The 16510-nt window shown below is 38.1% G+C and carries 15 protein-coding genes and 1 tRNA gene; 13 read left to right on the plus strand and 3 right to left on the minus strand.

The features are described from left to right. Positions 1-28: 28 nt before the first annotated feature. From BM073_RS03925 to BM073_RS03945, 5 genes are all read left to right on the plus strand, one after another. Positions 29-1567 carry a helicase HerA-like domain-containing protein gene (locus BM073_RS03925; protein WP_091650646.1) on the plus strand — a complete coding sequence of 513 codons (1539 nt, stop codon included), beginning with the start codon at positions 29-31 and terminating at the stop codon, positions 1565-1567. 33 nt (positions 1568-1600) lie between these two features. Continuing rightward, a complete protein-coding gene (locus tag BM073_RS03930; RefSeq protein ID WP_091650649.1) occupies positions 1601-2815 on the plus strand; it encodes a BaiN/RdsA family NAD(P)/FAD-dependent oxidoreductase in 1215 nt (404 codons plus the stop codon). Beyond that, positions 2812-3162, plus strand: a complete 351-nt coding sequence (locus BM073_RS03935; protein ID WP_091650652.1) for a hypothetical protein — start codon at positions 2812-2814, stop codon at positions 3160-3162. The genes BM073_RS03930 and BM073_RS03935 overlap by 4 nt, the downstream gene beginning before the upstream one ends. A gap of 95 nt (positions 3163-3257) precedes the next feature. Then, positions 3258-4217, plus strand: a complete 960-nt coding sequence (locus BM073_RS03940) for a YheT family hydrolase (protein ID WP_091650657.1) — start codon at positions 3258-3260, stop codon at positions 4215-4217. A gap of 53 nt (positions 4218-4270) precedes the next feature. Beyond that, a complete protein-coding gene (locus BM073_RS03945; RefSeq protein WP_091650660.1) occupies positions 4271-5788 on the plus strand; it encodes an FMN-binding glutamate synthase family protein in 1518 nt (505 codons plus the stop codon). Here BM073_RS03945 and lhgO read toward each other — a convergent pair whose 3' ends face one another. After that, positions 5789-6991: an L-2-hydroxyglutarate dehydrogenase gene (gene lhgO, locus BM073_RS03950; protein ID WP_091650662.1), complete on the minus strand. Its 1203-nt coding sequence runs from the start codon at positions 6989-6991 to the stop codon at positions 5789-5791. Between the two features lie 164 nt (positions 6992-7155). Between lhgO and BM073_RS03955 the strand changes: the two genes are divergently transcribed. The 8 genes from BM073_RS03955 to rplT all read left to right on the plus strand — a co-directional run bounded on the left by BM073_RS03955 (position 7156) and on the right by rplT (position 15979). Beyond that, positions 7156-9633, plus strand: coding sequence for a DUF5686 and carboxypeptidase-like regulatory domain-containing protein (locus tag BM073_RS03955; RefSeq protein WP_091650664.1), 2478 nt, complete (start codon positions 7156-7158; stop codon positions 9631-9633). Between the two features lie 110 nt (positions 9634-9743). Further along, positions 9744-10304, plus strand: coding sequence for a hypothetical protein (locus BM073_RS03960; protein WP_091650667.1), 561 nt, complete (start codon positions 9744-9746; stop codon positions 10302-10304). 262 nt (positions 10305-10566) lie between these two features. Continuing rightward, the gene (locus BM073_RS03965) at positions 10567-11130 is read left to right on the plus strand and encodes a hypothetical protein (protein WP_139217437.1); all 564 of its coding nucleotides are present in this window, start codon (positions 10567-10569) and stop codon (positions 11128-11130) included. Between the two features lie 177 nt (positions 11131-11307). Further along, positions 11308-12525, plus strand: a complete 1218-nt coding sequence (locus BM073_RS03970; RefSeq protein ID WP_175557837.1) for a DUF4934 domain-containing protein — start codon at positions 11308-11310, stop codon at positions 12523-12525. 205 nt (positions 12526-12730) lie between these two features. Beyond that, positions 12731-14680, plus strand: coding sequence for a threonine--tRNA ligase (gene thrS / locus BM073_RS03975; protein WP_091650675.1), 1950 nt, complete (start codon positions 12731-12733; stop codon positions 14678-14680). Between the two features lie 84 nt (positions 14681-14764). Then, positions 14765-15316, plus strand: a complete 552-nt coding sequence (infC, locus tag BM073_RS03980) for a translation initiation factor IF-3 (RefSeq protein ID WP_091650677.1) — start codon at positions 14765-14767, stop codon at positions 15314-15316. A gap of 24 nt (positions 15317-15340) precedes the next feature. Continuing rightward, positions 15341-15535: a 50S ribosomal protein L35 gene (rpmI, locus tag BM073_RS03985; protein ID WP_091650680.1), complete on the plus strand. Its 195-nt coding sequence runs from the start codon at positions 15341-15343 to the stop codon at positions 15533-15535. A gap of 99 nt (positions 15536-15634) precedes the next feature. Next, positions 15635-15979 (plus strand): 50S ribosomal protein L20, encoded by a 345-nt coding sequence (gene rplT / locus BM073_RS03990; protein WP_091650682.1) that lies wholly within the window; start codon positions 15635-15637, stop codon positions 15977-15979. A 142-nt stretch (positions 15980-16121) separates the two neighbouring features. Here rplT and BM073_RS03995 read toward each other — a convergent pair whose 3' ends face one another. Both BM073_RS03995 and BM073_RS04000 read right to left on the minus strand, forming a co-directional pair. Further along, positions 16122-16382, minus strand: a complete 261-nt coding sequence (locus BM073_RS03995; RefSeq protein ID WP_091650684.1) for a GIY-YIG nuclease family protein — start codon at positions 16380-16382, stop codon at positions 16122-16124. Between the two features lie 43 nt (positions 16383-16425). Beyond that, positions 16426-16499 (minus strand) — tRNA-Met (locus BM073_RS04000). Positions 16500-16510: the final 11 nt, after the last annotated feature.

Genomic DNA, 16510 nt, shown 5'->3' on the forward strand with positions numbered 1-16510 from the left:
TAGTTTGTCATTCAAATCAGTAAAGAAGATGAGTCAAGAAGAAAAGTTTATCTCCCATCTGGCTGAAGGTCAGGTTTATAAAAAAGACTATATCATCATGGGAACTGGTATCCTAAATGGAGAGGCAGTTTCAGGAGCCCAAATCAAGGTACCTCTTAAAACCATGAACAGACACGGCTTGATAGCAGGTGCCACAGGAACAGGTAAAACCAAAACTCTTCAGGTAATTGCAGAACAGCTCTCATTAAAAGGTGTTCCATCGGTTTTGATGGATTTGAAGGGAGATCTATCTGGCTTGGCTCAACCTGGAGAAGCTTCAGACTTCATTTTAAAAAGATCTCAAAAAATAGGGGTAGACTATGAACCGATGGGCTTACCCGTAGAATTAATGTCTATCTCTAAGGAGAAAGGTGTCAAATTAAAGGCTACAGTTTCTGAGTTTGGTCCCATCCTGATTTCTCAAATATTGGATTTGAATGATACGCAAGGAGGAGTCATCTCTTTGGTATTTAGATATTGTGATACACATCATCTTCCGTTGGTAGATTTGAAAGACCTGAAAAGGGTGCTTCAGTTTATCGTCAACGAAGGAAAAGCGGCTATTACAAAGGAATTCGGAAGTGTATCCTCAGCATCGGTGAATACCATCATGCGAAAGATCATAGAACTTGAGCAACAAGGTGCTGAAAGGTTTTTCGGTGAGAAATCCTTTGACGTGGAGGACTTCGTAAGAACCAAAAATGGGAAGGGAGTCATTTCTGTGATTCGATTGACTGACATTCAATCTACGCCCAAACTCTTTTCTACCTTCATGCTCAGCATTCTTTCTGAGATTTATGAAACCTTTCCAGAGCAAGGAGATGCTGATCAACCTAAGCTTTGTTTGTTTATAGACGAAGCACACTTAGTTTTTTCTACTGCTTCCAAAGATCTTTTAGAAAAGATTGAAGCGATTATCAAGTTGATTCGTTCAAAAGGTGTTGGGGTGTATTTTTGTACTCAAACTCCCACAGACGTTCCAGATTCTGTCCTAGGACAATTAGGTTTAAAGGTCCAGCATGCTTTAAGAGCCTTTACAGCAAAGGACAGGAAAGCCATCACTAAAACTGCTGAAAATTACCCGGACTCTCCGTTTTATGATACTTCCAAGGTATTGACCTCCATGGGTATAGGTGAGGCTTTAATTACTGCGTTGAATGAAAAAGGTATTCCTACACCTTTGGCTCATACCCTTGTCAGAGCGCCAATTTCAAGAATGGACATTTTAACCAATTCAGAAATAGATGATTTGGTTAATAAATCTTCTTTGACCTCAAAATACAATGAAGATATAGATAGAGAAAGTGCATTTGAGTTGCTGGAAAAGAAGATGAACCAAATTGAAAAAGAACAGGAAAAAGCTGTTTTGCCCGGTCCATCTTCAAGATCCAAAACAGCAAGTCGTACCAAAGAAGACGAATCTCTAATTGAGGAGTTGAGTAAAAATACCATGGTTAGGCAATTGGGAAGAACTATTTTCCGAGAATTAACCCGTGGTATTTTAGGTTCATTTACCCGTAAAAGATAAAGTATTTAACTTTCTACAAATCAATAAATTAAAGTGAAAACTGCAATTATTGGGGGAGGGGCAGCCGGGTTCTTTGCTGCGATTCATGCTGCTTCACCTCACAATGAAGTATTCATTTTTGAGAAAACTCCAAAGCTACTTTCCAAAGTAAAAATATCCGGTGGAGGAAGATGCAATGTCACTCACCGTCCTATGGAAATAGCCAAGTTGGTAAAGAATTACCCAAGAGGAGAAAAGTTCTTAAAAAAGGTTTTTAGGCATTTCAAGCAGGAAGATACTTTTCAGTGGTTTGAGTCCCGAGGTGTTCAGTTAAAAATTGAATCAGATGGTAGGGTTTTTCCTGTTAGTGATCAATCTTCATCTATTATTGATGCTTTACTGAAAGAAGCCAAAGCGAAAAATATTCGAATCGAAACTGGAATGAATCTAAAGCGTATGGAGGCCAATGGGAATACCTGGACTCTTCATTTTGATTCTGGTTCCTGGAAATTTGATAAAGTGGTAATTTGTAGTGGAGGTCATCCTAAAACTGAAGGCTATCAATTTTTAAAGGGTCTTAAGCACACTATTGCATCACCTATACCTTCCCTTTTCACTTTTAATACTCCACAAGAATCCATCCGTGAATTAATGGGTTTATCAGTACCGCATGCCTATGTGAGATTGGAGGGTACCAAACTTTCTTATCAAGGCCCAGTTTTGATCACTCATTGGGGAGTGAGTGGTCCGGCAGTTTTAAAGCTTTCAGCTTTTGGAGCAGCTTGGCTTCATGAAAAAGAATATCAGGCAAAAGCGATAATTAACTGGAATCAGGATTTTGGTGAAGAGGATTATCAAAATCAGATAAGAAATTATATTCAAGCCCATTCATCCAGAAAAGTTAAAAATTACCCACTTTTTGACATTCCAGGCAGATTATGGGAGCATATTCTTGAAAAATCCCTTGTTGAAGAGGAACAGATCTACGGAAACTTGGGCAAAAAGCAAATTAATAAATTGGTTCAGCATCTTTTTTGCTATATTTTGTCTGTCAAAGGTAAAACCACTTTCAAGGAAGAATTCGTAACTGCAGGAGGTGTTCAATTGAATGAGGTGGATCCTGAAACAATGGCAAGTAAGTTTCACCCAAATTTATACTTTGCTGGAGAAGTACTTAACGTGGACGGCATTACTGGAGGCTTTAACTTTCAGGCTGCTTGGTCGACGGGTTTTCTGGCGGGAAAAACTATTATCAATAGCGCGATATGAGTTTAGCTTATCCTGAACTGAACCAACGGATCCTAGAAATGGCCGAAGGTGATGAGGAATTTAGAATGGAATTAACTACTGCTATCCATGCAGGATTACTTGAATTGAAAACCAAATATGCTGAAGGTTTTCATGAAAAAGACGAAGTTAAAATCCAACAAATCAGACATAAGGTCAAACCTACCTTGGGTATGTTTGAGTTTGAAGATTTATCAATTATCCTGCAAGAAGGAAAAGATATTTTAGAATCCGAGGGCTTTAATCAGGCATTCGGAGGACATTTTCATTTACTTCAGGAAAAACTGGATACAGCTATCGAAGAAACAGCCAAACTCTTAAATAATTGATCAAAAAGTATTTTTTTTGAAATTGATATCTGTTCAGAGAGGGTTTCAACACTCTGCTGTACTTAAAATTCAATCCCATTTTCCATTTTTAGGATATGCCAATTATTGATTCCTCTTCGTACCAGGGTCCCAGTTATTTAATCAATGGTCATTTTGAAACTATAGTCCCGAGTTTATTTCGAAAAATCAAAGGGCTAACCTATGAAAGAGAAAAGATTCATACTCCTGATGATGATTTTTTAAATCTTGATTGGTCGAAGGTTGGAAGTGATAAGCTTTTGATTATTTCTCATGGCTTGGAAGGAGATTCTTATAGGCATTATGCCATGGGTTTGGCGAAATTATTTAATCAACATCATGTGGATGTTCTTGCTTGGAACAATAGAAGCTGTGGTGGAGAAATGAATCTGCAACCTATCCTTTATCATCATGGAGCGAGCTATGATTTGGATACGGTAATCGAACATATTAGAAGGACAGAGAATTATAAAGAAATATATCTCTGTGGAATCAGCATGGGAGGGGCCCAAACTTTAAAATACCTAGGTGAAAAAGGTAAGAATATCCCATTAGAAATTGTCAAAGCTGCGGTATATTCCACGCCATGCAATTTGCCATCAAGTGCAGCCACTTTAAAATACCCTTCTAATAGTTTTTACAAAAATCGGTTTTTGGGTAAACTCAAAAAAAAGATGATGCTTAAGGCAACCCAGTATCCGGAATTGATCGACTTGGAGCTACTGGGTAAAGTCAAAGACTTTGACACCTTTGACACCCATTTTACGGCCAAATTGCATGGGTTCAAAAATGCAGAAGACTTTTATCAATCAGTTAGTGCTGATAATTGGATGCAGGATATTCAGATTCCTACATTGATTATCAATGCTCTCAATGATCCTTTGCTGGGTCAGGCTTGCTATCCGGTAGATTTAGCGAGAAAGAAGAAAGAGATTATTTTAGAAATGCCTAAGAGGGGTGGGCACACAGGATTTACCCTAAAAGGTGACGAATTTACTTGGGCAGAATATCGATTTTTAGAATTTTTGCTCGCTTAAAGGAAACTGATTTAGCTTTACTATATTAGTATTCCATCAAACCCACCTTTGGAATGCGGAAGCTTTTCTTTCTATCTATTCTCCTCATTTTCCTCCTCACTTTATTTCTCATGTGGTTCAGTGAACTTCGGGAATTTAGCTTTGGATATTTTTTCCTGATTGTTTTGGGCTCTTTGACTGCATTGGGTATTTATGATTCTATTCAAAAGAAACATGCGATCCTCAGAAATTTTCCCGTTGTCGGGCATTTTAGATACATTTTAGAATCAATCAGCCCTGAAATCCAACAATATTTCATTGAAAGCAATACCGATGGAAGACCATTTTCTAGAAATTTAAGAGCTTTGGCTTATAGAAGAGCCAAAGGAGTCAATGACACACATCCATTTGGAACTCAAAAAGATATTGATGGAGAAGACTATATAGCTTTAAGACACAGTATATACGCGGTAAGTCCCAAAGAGGAAGATCTTCGCGTCACGATCGGTACTCATTCTTGCGCTCAACCATATTCAGCCTCAATTTTTAATATTTCAGCAATGAGTTTTGGCTCTCTTAGTTCCAACGCTATCAAAGCATTAAATCTAGGAGCTCAAAAAGGTAATTTCTATCATAATACGGGAGAAGGAGGGATTTCCAGTTATCATTTGTCAGGAGGAGATTTATGCTGGCAAATTGGAACTGGTTATTTCGGATGCAGGGATAAGGATGGAAATTTTGACCCTGAAAGCTTTAAAGAAAAAGCTCAATTACCTGAAGTGAAATTAATAGAGTTGAAAATATCCCAAGGCGCAAAACCCGGGCATGGGGGAGTTTTACCGGGCATTAAAAACACTCCTGAAATTGCTAAAATCAGGGGACTAGAACCCGGAACTACTGTATTATCCCCTCCATCACACAAGGCATTTTCCGATCCTAAAGGAATGATAGCTTTTGTACAGCAATTGAGAGAGTTGTCAGGCGGTAAACCGGTCGGAATTAAACTTTGCATTGGTCGCACAGAAGAATTTATAGAAATCTGCAAGGAGATGATCAGTCAGGAATGTTTACCTGATTTCATCACAATAGATGGAGCAGAAGGAGGAACTGGTGCGGCTCCTTTAGAATTTTCAGATAGTGTTGGCTTACCGCTGGAGCCAGCCTTGATCTTTGTGAGAGCTGCATTGGAAAAATTCAATCTCAGGGATAAGATTACCATAATTGCATCAGGAAAAGCATTGAGTGCTTTTTCGATTTTAAAAAATATAGCCTTGGGAGCCGATATATGTAATTCAGCCAGAGGCTTTATGTTTAGCTTGGGTTGTATTCAAGCTTTAAGGTGTAATACCAACGATTGCCCAACTGGAGTGGCAACTCAAAGAAGAGGTTTGGTAAAAGGTTTGGTGGTTCCAGATAAAGCTGAGCGCGTATACAATTTCCATAAAAACACAGTTCACGCTGTAATGGAATTATTGGGAGCTTCAGGGCACTATCATACTTCTGAACTGAGTGTTCATGACCTGGTCAAAGGCGATGAAATGATAAAGTTAGCCAATAGATATTTCCCCGATACTGTCAATACTCAGGTTTAATTATTCAAAGCGCTTGAGAGCCATAGAGGCTACAGTACCTCCAATGGATAGGGAACTGGTGGCAGCTGGAGATGGAGCATTTAATACATTGATGACTGTAGCACTCTCTCTGATAGCAAAATCATCCAACAATCCACCGCTTCGATCACAAGCTTGAGCTCTCACACCTGCTCCACCATCTACCAAATCTGATTCCTGAATTTCCGGTATCAATTCCTGTAGTGCTTTCGTGAAGGCAGCTTTGGAAAATGAGCGATATAATTCTCCAAAACCGGTTTTCCAATATTTTGCAGCAACTTTTTGGAATCCAGGCCAAGCTAAAGTTTCCGCTAATTCTGAAAAATTAATCTGAGACTTTTTATAGCCCTCTCTTTTAAAAGCCAAAATTGCATTGGGTCCTGCTTCCACGCCGCCTTTCATCATTCTTGTAAAATGCACCCCTAAAAATGGGAAGTTAGGATCTGGAACGGGATAAATTAAGTTCTTGACCAGATATTCCTTTTCTTTTTTAAGCTTGTAATATTCGCCTCTGAAAGGAATGATTTTTACATCATCTGCCTCATCGCTATTCATTCTGGCAATCTTATCTGAATATAAGCCTGCACAGTTGATGACCAACTTAGATTCTATGGATTTTATTGAAGTTTCAATTGTATTGATGTTATTTGAAGTGCTTATTTTCAATACTTTATGTTTCAATAAAATACTTCCGCCGAGCTGCATGAATTTTCTTCCATAAGCTAGGGCAACTTGGTAATAATCTACTATTCCGGTTTGCGGGACATGAATAGCCGCCACTCCGGCACAATGTGGTTCGTATTCTTTCAATTCATCCAAGCTGATTTTGCGTGTGCCGGTCAAGCCATTTTCCAACCCTCTTTTCCAAAGATTTTCCAATAAAGGCTTTTGCTCCTCCCGGGTAGCGACAACCACTTTTCCGGTTATTTCATAAGGGATTTTTTCCTCCTGGCAAAAGCTCACCAATTCATGGTATCCGTTGATACAGTTGATGGCTTTTAAAGATCCTGGTTTATAGTAGAGTCCAGAGTGAATTACTCCGGAATTATTTCCGGTTTGATGCTTTGCTAGCTGCTCTTCTTTTTCGAGAATAACGATTTTCAGCTCAGGCTTTGATTTGATAAGTTTAAGCCCTGTAGCCAATCCGACAATTCCACCTCCGACAATCGCAATATCGTAAACCATAGATTATTCTTTGAAAGCCCAAATATATTAGATCAGGAATCAAAATTGAATGATGCTGGCCTAGTCTTTATTCAATTTGGAAATTTTATCTCAGATTGGACTTTAAGCCAGCGGAATGAAATTATATTTGCAACTGTGCTAATATTTCCATGCGAAATTTCTAAATGAAGCGACTGTTTTCTCTCATATTTTTATCCTTTTCCCTGAGTTTTTCTTACGCCCAAGTGTCAATCAAGGGCAAAGTGACCGATGCAGAAACAGGTGATCCTATTCCATTTGCTTCAGTTTTGGTACTGGGAACAGGAAAGGGAATGAATACTGATTTCGAAGGAAATTATGAATTGAGCTTTTCGGGAGAGGCAGATAGCGTTCGGGTAAGCTATTTGGGATATATCACCCAAACCAAAAAAATTGGATCTTCAGCTAATCAAACCATTAATTTCCAACTCAGACCATCTGACTTTGAATTGGAAGCTTTTGTATTTGAGGCTGGTGAAAATCCGGCGTTTGAAATCATCAGAAGGGCGGTTGATAAAAGAAAAGAATTTGATAAAAGAAGTCTTGAGGCATACGAAACCAAGAACTATACAAAAATAGAGATTGATATAGATCAGGTTTCGGACAGGTTTACCCAGAGAAAAACAGTCCAGAAAGTAACAGCTGTTTTGGACAGCATTCGGCAATTGACCAACGATGAGGGAGAAAAAATCCTGCCCGTTTTTTTCTCTGAGACCATTTCCAAATTTTATTATCGAAATAACCCTGAACTGAAAAAAGAGATCGTCGAAAAGTCCAAAGTCACCGGAGTCGGTATCACGGATGGCTCTACTACTTCTCAAATTACAGGCTCTGTTTTCCAGGAATATAACTTCTATAAAAATTGGTTGAATATTCTGGATAAAGAGTTCATTTCACCCATAGCTGATAGCTGGAAAGTTTTCTATGATTATGATTTGTTAGACTCGGTCTTAGTGGGAAAAGATAGCTGCTATAGGTTGCAAGTTTATCCCAGAAGAGAGCAAGACTTGGCCTTTAGCGGTACCATCTGGATCAATAAAGAAACCTATGCACTCAAGCAAGTTGATTTGACTGTTCCCAAGTCCGCGAACCTAAATTTTATTGAAAGAATCAAGATCCAGCAAGAATTAGAGCCTACTTCCAAAGGTCCCTTAATTCCATCTAAAAGTAGAATTCAAATAAAAATAGGGCAAGTAAGCCCCAATACCGCCGGGCTTCTTGCGAAGTTTTACACGGCTACGGATTCAGTTATTCTCCAAGATCCTTTACCCACTTCCTTTTTCAACAATGCTGTTGAATTGAGACCTGATTTCGGGAATGCCGGAGAAGATTTTTGGAAAAGAAATAGGGTAGACCCATTAAGTTCGGAGGAAATAGCCATTCTTCAGATGGTGGATACACTGAAGAAGATACCCATTATTCGATTTTATTCAGAAGGTTTGAAGTTTTTTGCAACTGGGTTTCTTCCAGTAGGAAAAGTGGATTTGGGCCCTTGGACTGAATTTGGAAATTACAATAATGTAGAAGGTTTTCGGGCTGGCTTTGGGATGCGGACCAATTATTCATTCAGCAATAAATGGTTGATTCAAGCCTATTTAGCGTATGGGTTTAAAGATGAACGCTTTAAATATTCAGCATTTGTAACCCGGATATTAGATAGGCAACATTGGACTACCCTTCAATTCAAATCCACGAAAGAAATCGATCAAGTGGGTTTGGAAATGGAGTCCTTAGCTGGTAATAGTATTTTCTTGGCTGCCAGTAGATTTGGGACATTGAGGAGGCCTTTTATCAGCACAACACAGCAGCTAAATTTCCAGCGGGAATTTTTCAAAGGCTTTTTGCTGAAAGGGGGTCTTCAGATTGCAGCGTTTGATCCATTGTTTAACTTTTACTTTTTGGAGCAGGAGAATAGAGAGTTAAGAAGTAGGTTTGAGACTACAGAAGCTAGAGTTGGACTTCGCTATGGAAGGGACGAAATAATCATTATCAATGACAATGAGCGGGTTTCATTTGGACCTTCTAAATGGCCAATTTTTGAAGTGAACTATGCAAAAGGCCTTCAGTGGTTGGGTGGAGACATAGATTATCATAAGTTGAGTTTTTATCTGTACCAAAGGCTAAACATGGGACTTTTTGGGGTTTCCAGATATGAAGTGGATGCAGGCAAAGTCTTTGGAGAAGTTCCTTATCCGATATTGAAAAACCACTTGGGAAATGAAACGCTTTTTTACACTACAGCTGCTTTCAATACCATGAATTTCAATGAGTTTGCCTCAGATCAATATGTCAGCTTAAGATATAGACATTCTTTTGAGGGATTTTTATTGAACAGAATTCCATTGATGAAAAAACTAAAATGGAGAGCAGTAGCCAATGGAAATTTACTTTTTGGATCAGTTAGAAATGAGAATGTATTGAATGTTCCGAGCTTAGATCCTGCAGGAAATCCTTTAGAAAGTTTTGGAAGATTAGATCCTACTAAGCCTTATTTGGAGTTAGGATATGGAATTGAAAATATCTTTAAATTCTTCCGGGTAGACTTTTTCCATCGCATGACCTATTTGGATGCGCCAGAGGCTAGGCCTTTTGTGGTGAAAGTAAGTGCGCAGATTATTTTGTGATAAATCTTCTTTTTAAAAAAAAAACTATTAGTTTTAACGACTTAATGCAATCTAAATTCTTTCTAAACTGGATGGCATTCTAAGTTTGTATCATTTTTAAATTCCATGGAATGAATAATTCTTTTGAAAAAATTTTTGTTACAGTTTTAGTCTTTACCCTTTCTATTTCCATTTGTGCAAGAGCTCAAACCAGGTCCGAAACCTTTACCGCAAAAAATGCTGTTTACCTTGAAGTTGGCGGAAGTTCTGGGATCTATGCGATTAACTACAGCAAGATTTTCCATCAAAAAGGGAAGCTAAAGCTGAATGCAAGTGCAGGGTTTTCTATGCTTCCTCACAGATTAGATTCTAAAACAACTTGGCTCCCTGTTGTACCATTGGAGATATCTGCATTGGTTGGCAAGTCAAATCATCATCTGGAAATAGGTATGGGAATTACTCCTTACTTAACTAGAAGTCTAGCTTTTGATTCGGAAACATTTGACACAATTGATAAAGTGGTTTTTGGCTCAGTGATGCCTTTAAGAGTTGGATACAGGTACCAAAAACCGGAAGGGGGATTCTTTTTCAGAATTGGTTACACGCCATTTTTTAATGTTCCGGTAAGAGCTGGGAAAAATTGGTCCTTCAATCCTTATATGGCAGGAGTAAGTTTTGGTAAAAGTTTTTAGTCTTCTAGATTTATCTTGTGAGCTAGATAGTTGGATCGAGAACATCTTTAAATTCTTCAGGTTGGACTTTTTTCACCGCATGACCTATTTAGATGCCCCAGAGGCTAGGCCATTTGTGGTAAAGGTGAGTGCACAGATTATTTTATGATAAATCTTCTTTTAGAAAAAAACTATTAGTTTTAGTGACTTAATGCAATCTGAATTCTTTCTAAACTGGAGAGCATTAAGAATAGATGCTTGTATCATTTTTAAATTCCATGGAATGAATAATTCTTTTGAAAAAATTTTTGTTACAGTTTTAGTCTTAACTCTTTCTATTTCCATTTGTGCAAAAGCTCAAACCAAGTCCGAAACCTATACCGCAAAAAATGCTGTATACCTTGAAGTTGGCGGAAGTTCTGGAAGATATGCAATCAACTACAGCAAGATTTTTCATCAAAAAGGGAAGCTAAAATTGAATGCCAGTGCTGGTTTTTCTATGTGGCGTAATAAAATAAATGATTTCAAAACGTATTGGCTTCCCGTTATTCCTTTGGAGGTTACTGCCTTATATGGCAAGTTAAACCATCATCTGGAAATGGGTTTTGGATTTACCTCACTCTTAGATAGAACTTTATTTTTTGATTCAGGATCATTAGAATTAGACGATAAATTTGTTTTTGATGCATTTATTCCTCTAAGAGTCGGATATCGATATCAAAAACCTAAAGGTGGATTCTTTTTTCGAATTGGTTATACTCCGTTTTTTAATGTTCCTGTAGGTGGCAGAAAAAATTGGAATTTTGAACCCAGATTTGCTGGAATCAGTTTTGGTAAGAGTTTTTAGTCTTCTAGATTTATCTTTCGAGCTAGATAGTTGGATCGAGAACATCTTTAAATTCTTCAGATTGGACTTTTTTCACCGCATGACCTATTTAGATGCCCCAGAGGCTAGGCCTTTTGTGGTGAAAGTAAGTGCGCAGATTATTTTGTGATTTTTTGAATTTCGAACTACTATTACATTGTGAAGAGCCTAAAACTACTATCAATCTCTATCCTATCTTTTTATTTCACGTCCTGCTCCACGGATGAAAAAGCTCGTTCTAAACAGTTAAACGATCAACTTGAAGTCATCAAAGTTGACCTTTCTGAAGCAAGAGAAGGAAAACTGTCTGAATTCTTTGAGCCATCTATTGAATATATCTGGCTAAAGGATGAAAGTGAAGAGTCTCAATTGAATGCAGGATTACACCAAATTACCTTTTACAAGGACAAAATTCTCACCCTTGATATATTTGGATGTAAATGCATAAAAATTTTTAATAGTAGCGGGAACTATTTAACTAAAATTAGAGCATATGGAGAAGGACCGGATAAGTATTTGGATTTCGATAAATTGATGGTAGTAAAAGATGAGGTTATTCTCCTTGGAGTACATCCACCCAAATTAATGTGGTTTGATCTAGAAGGAAACTTTATCCGTGAACAAAAACAGGAAATTCATTTATTGTCGGGTGCCTATGAGGAAAAGACGGGCAGGTATTATTTTTTAAGGTCTCCGTTCACCGCGGAAGATTTCATGATATTGAGTTTAGACTCTGAATTCCAAGACACGGTTTATTCCATTCCTAGAAACCCAGATCAGTATTTTGGTAATTTTTCCAGTAGAGATTTTTTCATTGATCAAGGAGAACTCCTTTATTTTTCTATGACTTTCCATGATACCATATACCAGATAGAAGGGGGAAAAATTAAGCCTAGGTTAGTTTTGGATTTTGGAAAGTATGGCCAAGATGTAGGAGAGTTCAAAGAAAAGATGGAAGAGTTAAGTGGCTTGGAACAAATGAATTACCTTAATAATAAAACAAAACTACATTTTGTACCAAACTCTTGGTATCTGAATAAAAAGTACTTTTATTCTTTGTTTAGGTATGAGGACAAAATGTATAATGTCTTTTTTGATCGAGAAACCCAGCAAACTTCAGTGATTGATTGGATTATTCAAGATGATATAGATGGAGGGTATAATCCATATTCTATCTTATTTCATTTTGGTAATGATAAAGTTGGAGTTAAAATCCCTGGTAAGACCCTTTACAAAGAATTGCAAAAGAAAAAGGCAGAGCTTGGGCAGAAGGCCTTTGAAGAGTTTGTTAAGGGTAAAGGGAAAAACTTTGCTCAAACTGCTTTTGCGGCAAAAGACTCTGAAAATCCAGTTTTGATTGTTTATACCTCGAAATGATTGATGGTTTTCAAAAAGGAAATTAAATAGAGGCCTTAAGCAAGAATGTATTTTAATGCTTTCTATTTAAAAAATGAATTACAACTAAAACTCTTGAAATGGGGGCTCATTTCTATATTCATGAGCTTTATATTTTTTGATTGCAGCCGTCTTGTGCATATTTGCAGCTTAATCAATCGCCTGTTTGTAAAGGCTTACTTATTTTATGTCACAACAAATTAAAATTACCCTCCCAGATGGATCAGTGAGGGAGTACGAAAAAGGAACTACCGGACTGCAGATTGCTTCCAGTATAAGCGAGGGTTTGGCCCGGAATGTTCTTGCAGCAAAAGTCAATGGTCAGGTTTGGGATGCTACCCGACCTATCCAAGCAGATTCAGACGTTCAGTTGTTGACCTGGAATGACAATGAAGGTAAAAATACCTTCTGGCACTCCTCCGCTCACTTGCTTGCTGAAGCTTTGGAAGCATTATACCCCGGAATCAAATTTGGTATCGGACCTCCCATTGAAACGGGTTTCTACTATGACGTAGACTTCGGCGATCATACCTTGGATGGCTCAGAGTTAGAGAAGATCGAACAAAAAATGATCGAATTGGCTCGGGAAAAGAATGAGTATATCCGAAAGGATATTTCTAAAAAAGATGCTATTTCCTTTTATCAACAAAAAGGAGATGAATATAAATTAGACCTATTGGAAGGTCTGGAAGACGGTACTATCACATTTTATGAGCAGGGAAACTTCACAGATCTTTGCCGTGGACCTCACATCCCCAATACCGGTTTTATCAAAGCGGTTAAGCTAACCAATATAGCCGGAGCTTATTGGAGAGGGGATGAGAAGCGTAAAATGCTGACTCGTATTTATGGAGTTACTTTCCCAAAAGCCAAGGAATTGCAGGAGTACTTGGTCATGCTGGAAGAAGCCAAAAAGCGGGACCATAGAAAGATCGGAAGAGAATTAGAACTATTTACTTTTTCTGAAAAAGTGGGAATGGGCCTGCCTTTATGGTTGCCTAAGGGAACTTTGTTGAGAGAAAGATTAGTTGCTTTTATGAAGAAAGCTCAGGATAAGTCAGGCTATCAGCAGGTGACTACTCCTCATATTGGGCATAAGGCCTTATATGAGACTTCAGGGCACTACGAGAAGTATGGCAAGGATTCTTTTCAGCCAATTGCCACTCCCCATGAAGGAGAGGAGTTTTTATTGAAACCTATGAACTGTCCTCACCACTGTGAGATTTACAAGCATAAACCAAGATCCTACAAAGATTTACCCATTCGCTATGCTGAATTTGGGACGGTTTATCGCTACGAGCAAAGCGGTGAATTGCATGGCTTAACCCGTGTAAGGGGATTTACTCAAGATGATGCGCATATTTTCTGTCGCCCAGATCAGGTAAAAGAAGAGTTTATTAAAGTAATTGACTTGGTATTGTATGTATTCAAGGCATTGGGCTTTGAAAATTATACAGCTCAGATTTCATTGAGAGATCCGGAAAAACCAGAAAAATACATCGGTTCAACTGAAGCTTGGGAAAAAGCTGAAGCGGCAATCATCGAAGCAGCTGCAGAAAAAGGATTAGATACTGTTACCGAATTAGGGGAAGCTGCATTCTATGGTCCTAAGTTGGACTTTATGGTCAAGGATGCCTTGGGCAGAAAGTGGCAATTGGGAACTATACAAGTTGATTATCAGCTTCCTGACAGATTCCAGTTGGAATATATCGGATCGGATAATGCCAAGCATAGACCAGTGATGATCCACAGAGCACCTTTTGGGTCATTAGAGCGATTTGTCGCAGTATTGATTGAGCATTGTGCAGGTAACTTCCCATTATGGTTATCTCCTGAGCAAATTAATATTTTGCCAATTTCTGAGAAGTATATTGAGTATGCTGAGGAAATAAAAGCTATTTTAGATGAAAATGGAATCAGTGGGTCAATTGACAACCGAGATGAAAAGATTGGTAGGAAAATCCGTGATTCTGAGGTTAAAAAAGTACCTTTCATGCTGATAGTAGGAGAAAAAGAGCAGGAAAACAGAAAACTTTCTGTGCGAAAGCACGGGGAAGGAGATCTAGGTAACTACTCTCCGGAGGAGTTTATAAAGTATTTTCAGGGGATTATTTCAGAATCGCTAAGCAAGGATTAATTAGGTAAAATTTTATTCTGCTTTTTTGAAAAGGAAATAATTCCGATATTTGCAGTCAATTTCACAAAAACAACAAAAGCTAACTTGAGAGACAGACAACCAAACAGAGGTCGAAGAGAAGAACCATATAAGGTAAACCAAAAAATCAGAGCCCGAGAAGTAAGATTAGTAGGGGATTTCGTAGAAGGAGGTAATGCTGTATTACCCTTAGACAAGGCTATTAAACTTGCCGAGGAAAATGATTTGGACCTGGTTGAGATTTCCCCAAATGTAAATCCGCCCGTATGTAAGATTTTGGATTATGCCAAATTCAAGTACGAGCAGAAGAAAAAACAAAAGGAGATTAAAGCTAATGCAGCGAAAGTTGTTTTAAAAGAAATTCGGTTCGGACCTAATACAGATGATCACGATTTCAACTTTAAGTTGAAGCACGCGATCAACTTCCTAAAAGAAGGTGCCAAAGTGAAAGCTTATGTGCACTTTGTTGGACGAAGCATTGTATTTAAGGAAAGAGGTGAGATGTTATTGCTGAAGTTTGCGCAGGCTCTTGAAGATTATGGAGCAGTTGAGCAGCTTCCAAAATTGGAAGGAAAGCGAATGAACATCTTCATTGCACCGAAACAATCGAAGAAATAATTTCAACTAAATACAAACAGCAAAATGCCAAAAGTAAAAACCAAATCTTCCGCTAAAAAGCGATTCGCTTTGACCGGAACAGGAAAAATCAAAAGGAAGCACGCTTACAAAAGCCACATCCTAACTAAGAAAGCTACCAAAAGAAAGAGAGAATTGACCAAAACTGGTTTGGTTCACACTTCCGATGAAGGTAGAGTAAAAGACATGTTGAGAATCTGATCAGCCTGTCTAATTAATTAAGGTTTATTTATTCACCAGATGCTTTGGTCTAAAAGATTCCAGTAATACGGAACACCAAGTGTCAAAAAACAAAAAACTATGCCTAGATCAGTAAACGCGGTAGCGTCCAGAGCAAGAAGAAAAAAAGTGCTTAAAGCCACAAGAGGTTACTTCGGAAGAGGTAAAAACGTGTGGACTGTAGCAAAAAACAAGTATGAGAAAGGTCTTCAGTATGCGTACAGAGACAGAAAAGCGAAGAAGAGAGAATTCAGAGCTTTATGGATCCAGCGTATCAATGCCGGTGCAAGAGAGCACGGTATTTCCTATTCTCAATTTATGGGTATGTTGAAGAAAGCTGAAATCGAGTTGAACCGTAAGGTATTGGCTGATTTGGCTATGAACCACCCAGAGGCATTCAAAGCTGTAGTTGAAAGAGTAAAATAAGGTTTGCTGACCTTATTTTGCGGAAAGCCTTCCCTTTTTGGGAGGGCTTTTTTTGTTGAGGGTATTTATACAATTAAGGTTGTGAAGTATACGTTAGGCTGAGCATAAGTTCACAATAGGATGTAATATGTATTCTATGCTATCAATGAAAATTGGGAAGAACATAATTTTTCACCCAATCTCTACCTTTTCCAGATTTTAGTTCTTTTTCTCTTTTTAAAGCATCTTTTTTAGAGTCGAAAAACTCAACAAATACAACCATCCACGGCCTATATCTAGTTGTAAAACCTTTTGTTGATTTAAAATTGTGAAAATTGAACCTAGTGATTAAATCCGAGGTCATTCCGGTGTAGGTTTTACCAGTTGAAGGAGAGAAGAGTATGTAGACTACAAATTCATCCATATCCTAAAAATAAAAAAGGCCCCTGAAAAATCAGAGACCTTTGTAGCGAGGACGGGAGTTGAACCCGTGACCTCAGGGTTATGAATCCTGCGCTCTAACCAACTGAGCTACCTCGCCAGAATTTTTTT

Origin of the sequence: Algoriphagus ornithinivorans (genome assembly GCF_900115305.1) — a bacterium.
Classification (GTDB): domain Bacteria; phylum Bacteroidota; class Bacteroidia; order Cytophagales; family Cyclobacteriaceae; genus Algoriphagus; species Algoriphagus ornithinivorans.

What these genes read in the sequence shown, in the direction of transcription:
- BM073_RS03925 (WP_091650646.1), top strand. Translation starts at nt 29, where the DNA reads ATGAGTCAAGAAGAAAAGTTTATCTCCCATCTGGCTGAAGGTCAGGTT.
- BM073_RS03935 (WP_091650652.1), top strand. Translation starts at nt 2,812, where the DNA reads ATGAGTTTAGCTTATCCTGAACTGAACCAACGGATCCTAGAAATGGCC.
- BM073_RS03940 (WP_091650657.1), top strand. Translation starts at nt 3,258, where the DNA reads ATGCCAATTATTGATTCCTCTTCGTACCAGGGTCCCAGTTATTTAATC.
- BM073_RS03945 (WP_091650660.1), top strand. Translation starts at nt 4,271, where the DNA reads ATGCGGAAGCTTTTCTTTCTATCTATTCTCCTCATTTTCCTCCTCACT.
- lhgO (WP_091650662.1), bottom strand. Translation starts at nt 6,991, where the DNA reads ATGGTTTACGATATTGCGATTGTCGGAGGTGGAATTGTCGGATTGGCT.
- BM073_RS03955 (WP_091650664.1), top strand. Translation starts at nt 7,156, where the DNA reads ATGAAGCGACTGTTTTCTCTCATATTTTTATCCTTTTCCCTGAGTTTT.
- BM073_RS03960 (WP_091650667.1), top strand. Translation starts at nt 9,744, where the DNA reads ATGAATAATTCTTTTGAAAAAATTTTTGTTACAGTTTTAGTCTTTACC.
- BM073_RS03965 (WP_139217437.1), top strand. Translation starts at nt 10,567, where the DNA reads ATGAATAATTCTTTTGAAAAAATTTTTGTTACAGTTTTAGTCTTAACT.
- thrS (WP_091650675.1), top strand. Translation starts at nt 12,731, where the DNA reads ATGTCACAACAAATTAAAATTACCCTCCCAGATGGATCAGTGAGGGAG.
- rpmI (WP_091650680.1), top strand. Translation starts at nt 15,341, where the DNA reads ATGCCAAAAGTAAAAACCAAATCTTCCGCTAAAAAGCGATTCGCTTTG.
- rplT (WP_091650682.1), top strand. Translation starts at nt 15,635, where the DNA reads ATGCCTAGATCAGTAAACGCGGTAGCGTCCAGAGCAAGAAGAAAAAAA.
- BM073_RS03995 (WP_091650684.1), bottom strand. Translation starts at nt 16,382, where the DNA reads ATGGATGAATTTGTAGTCTACATACTCTTCTCTCCTTCAACTGGTAAA.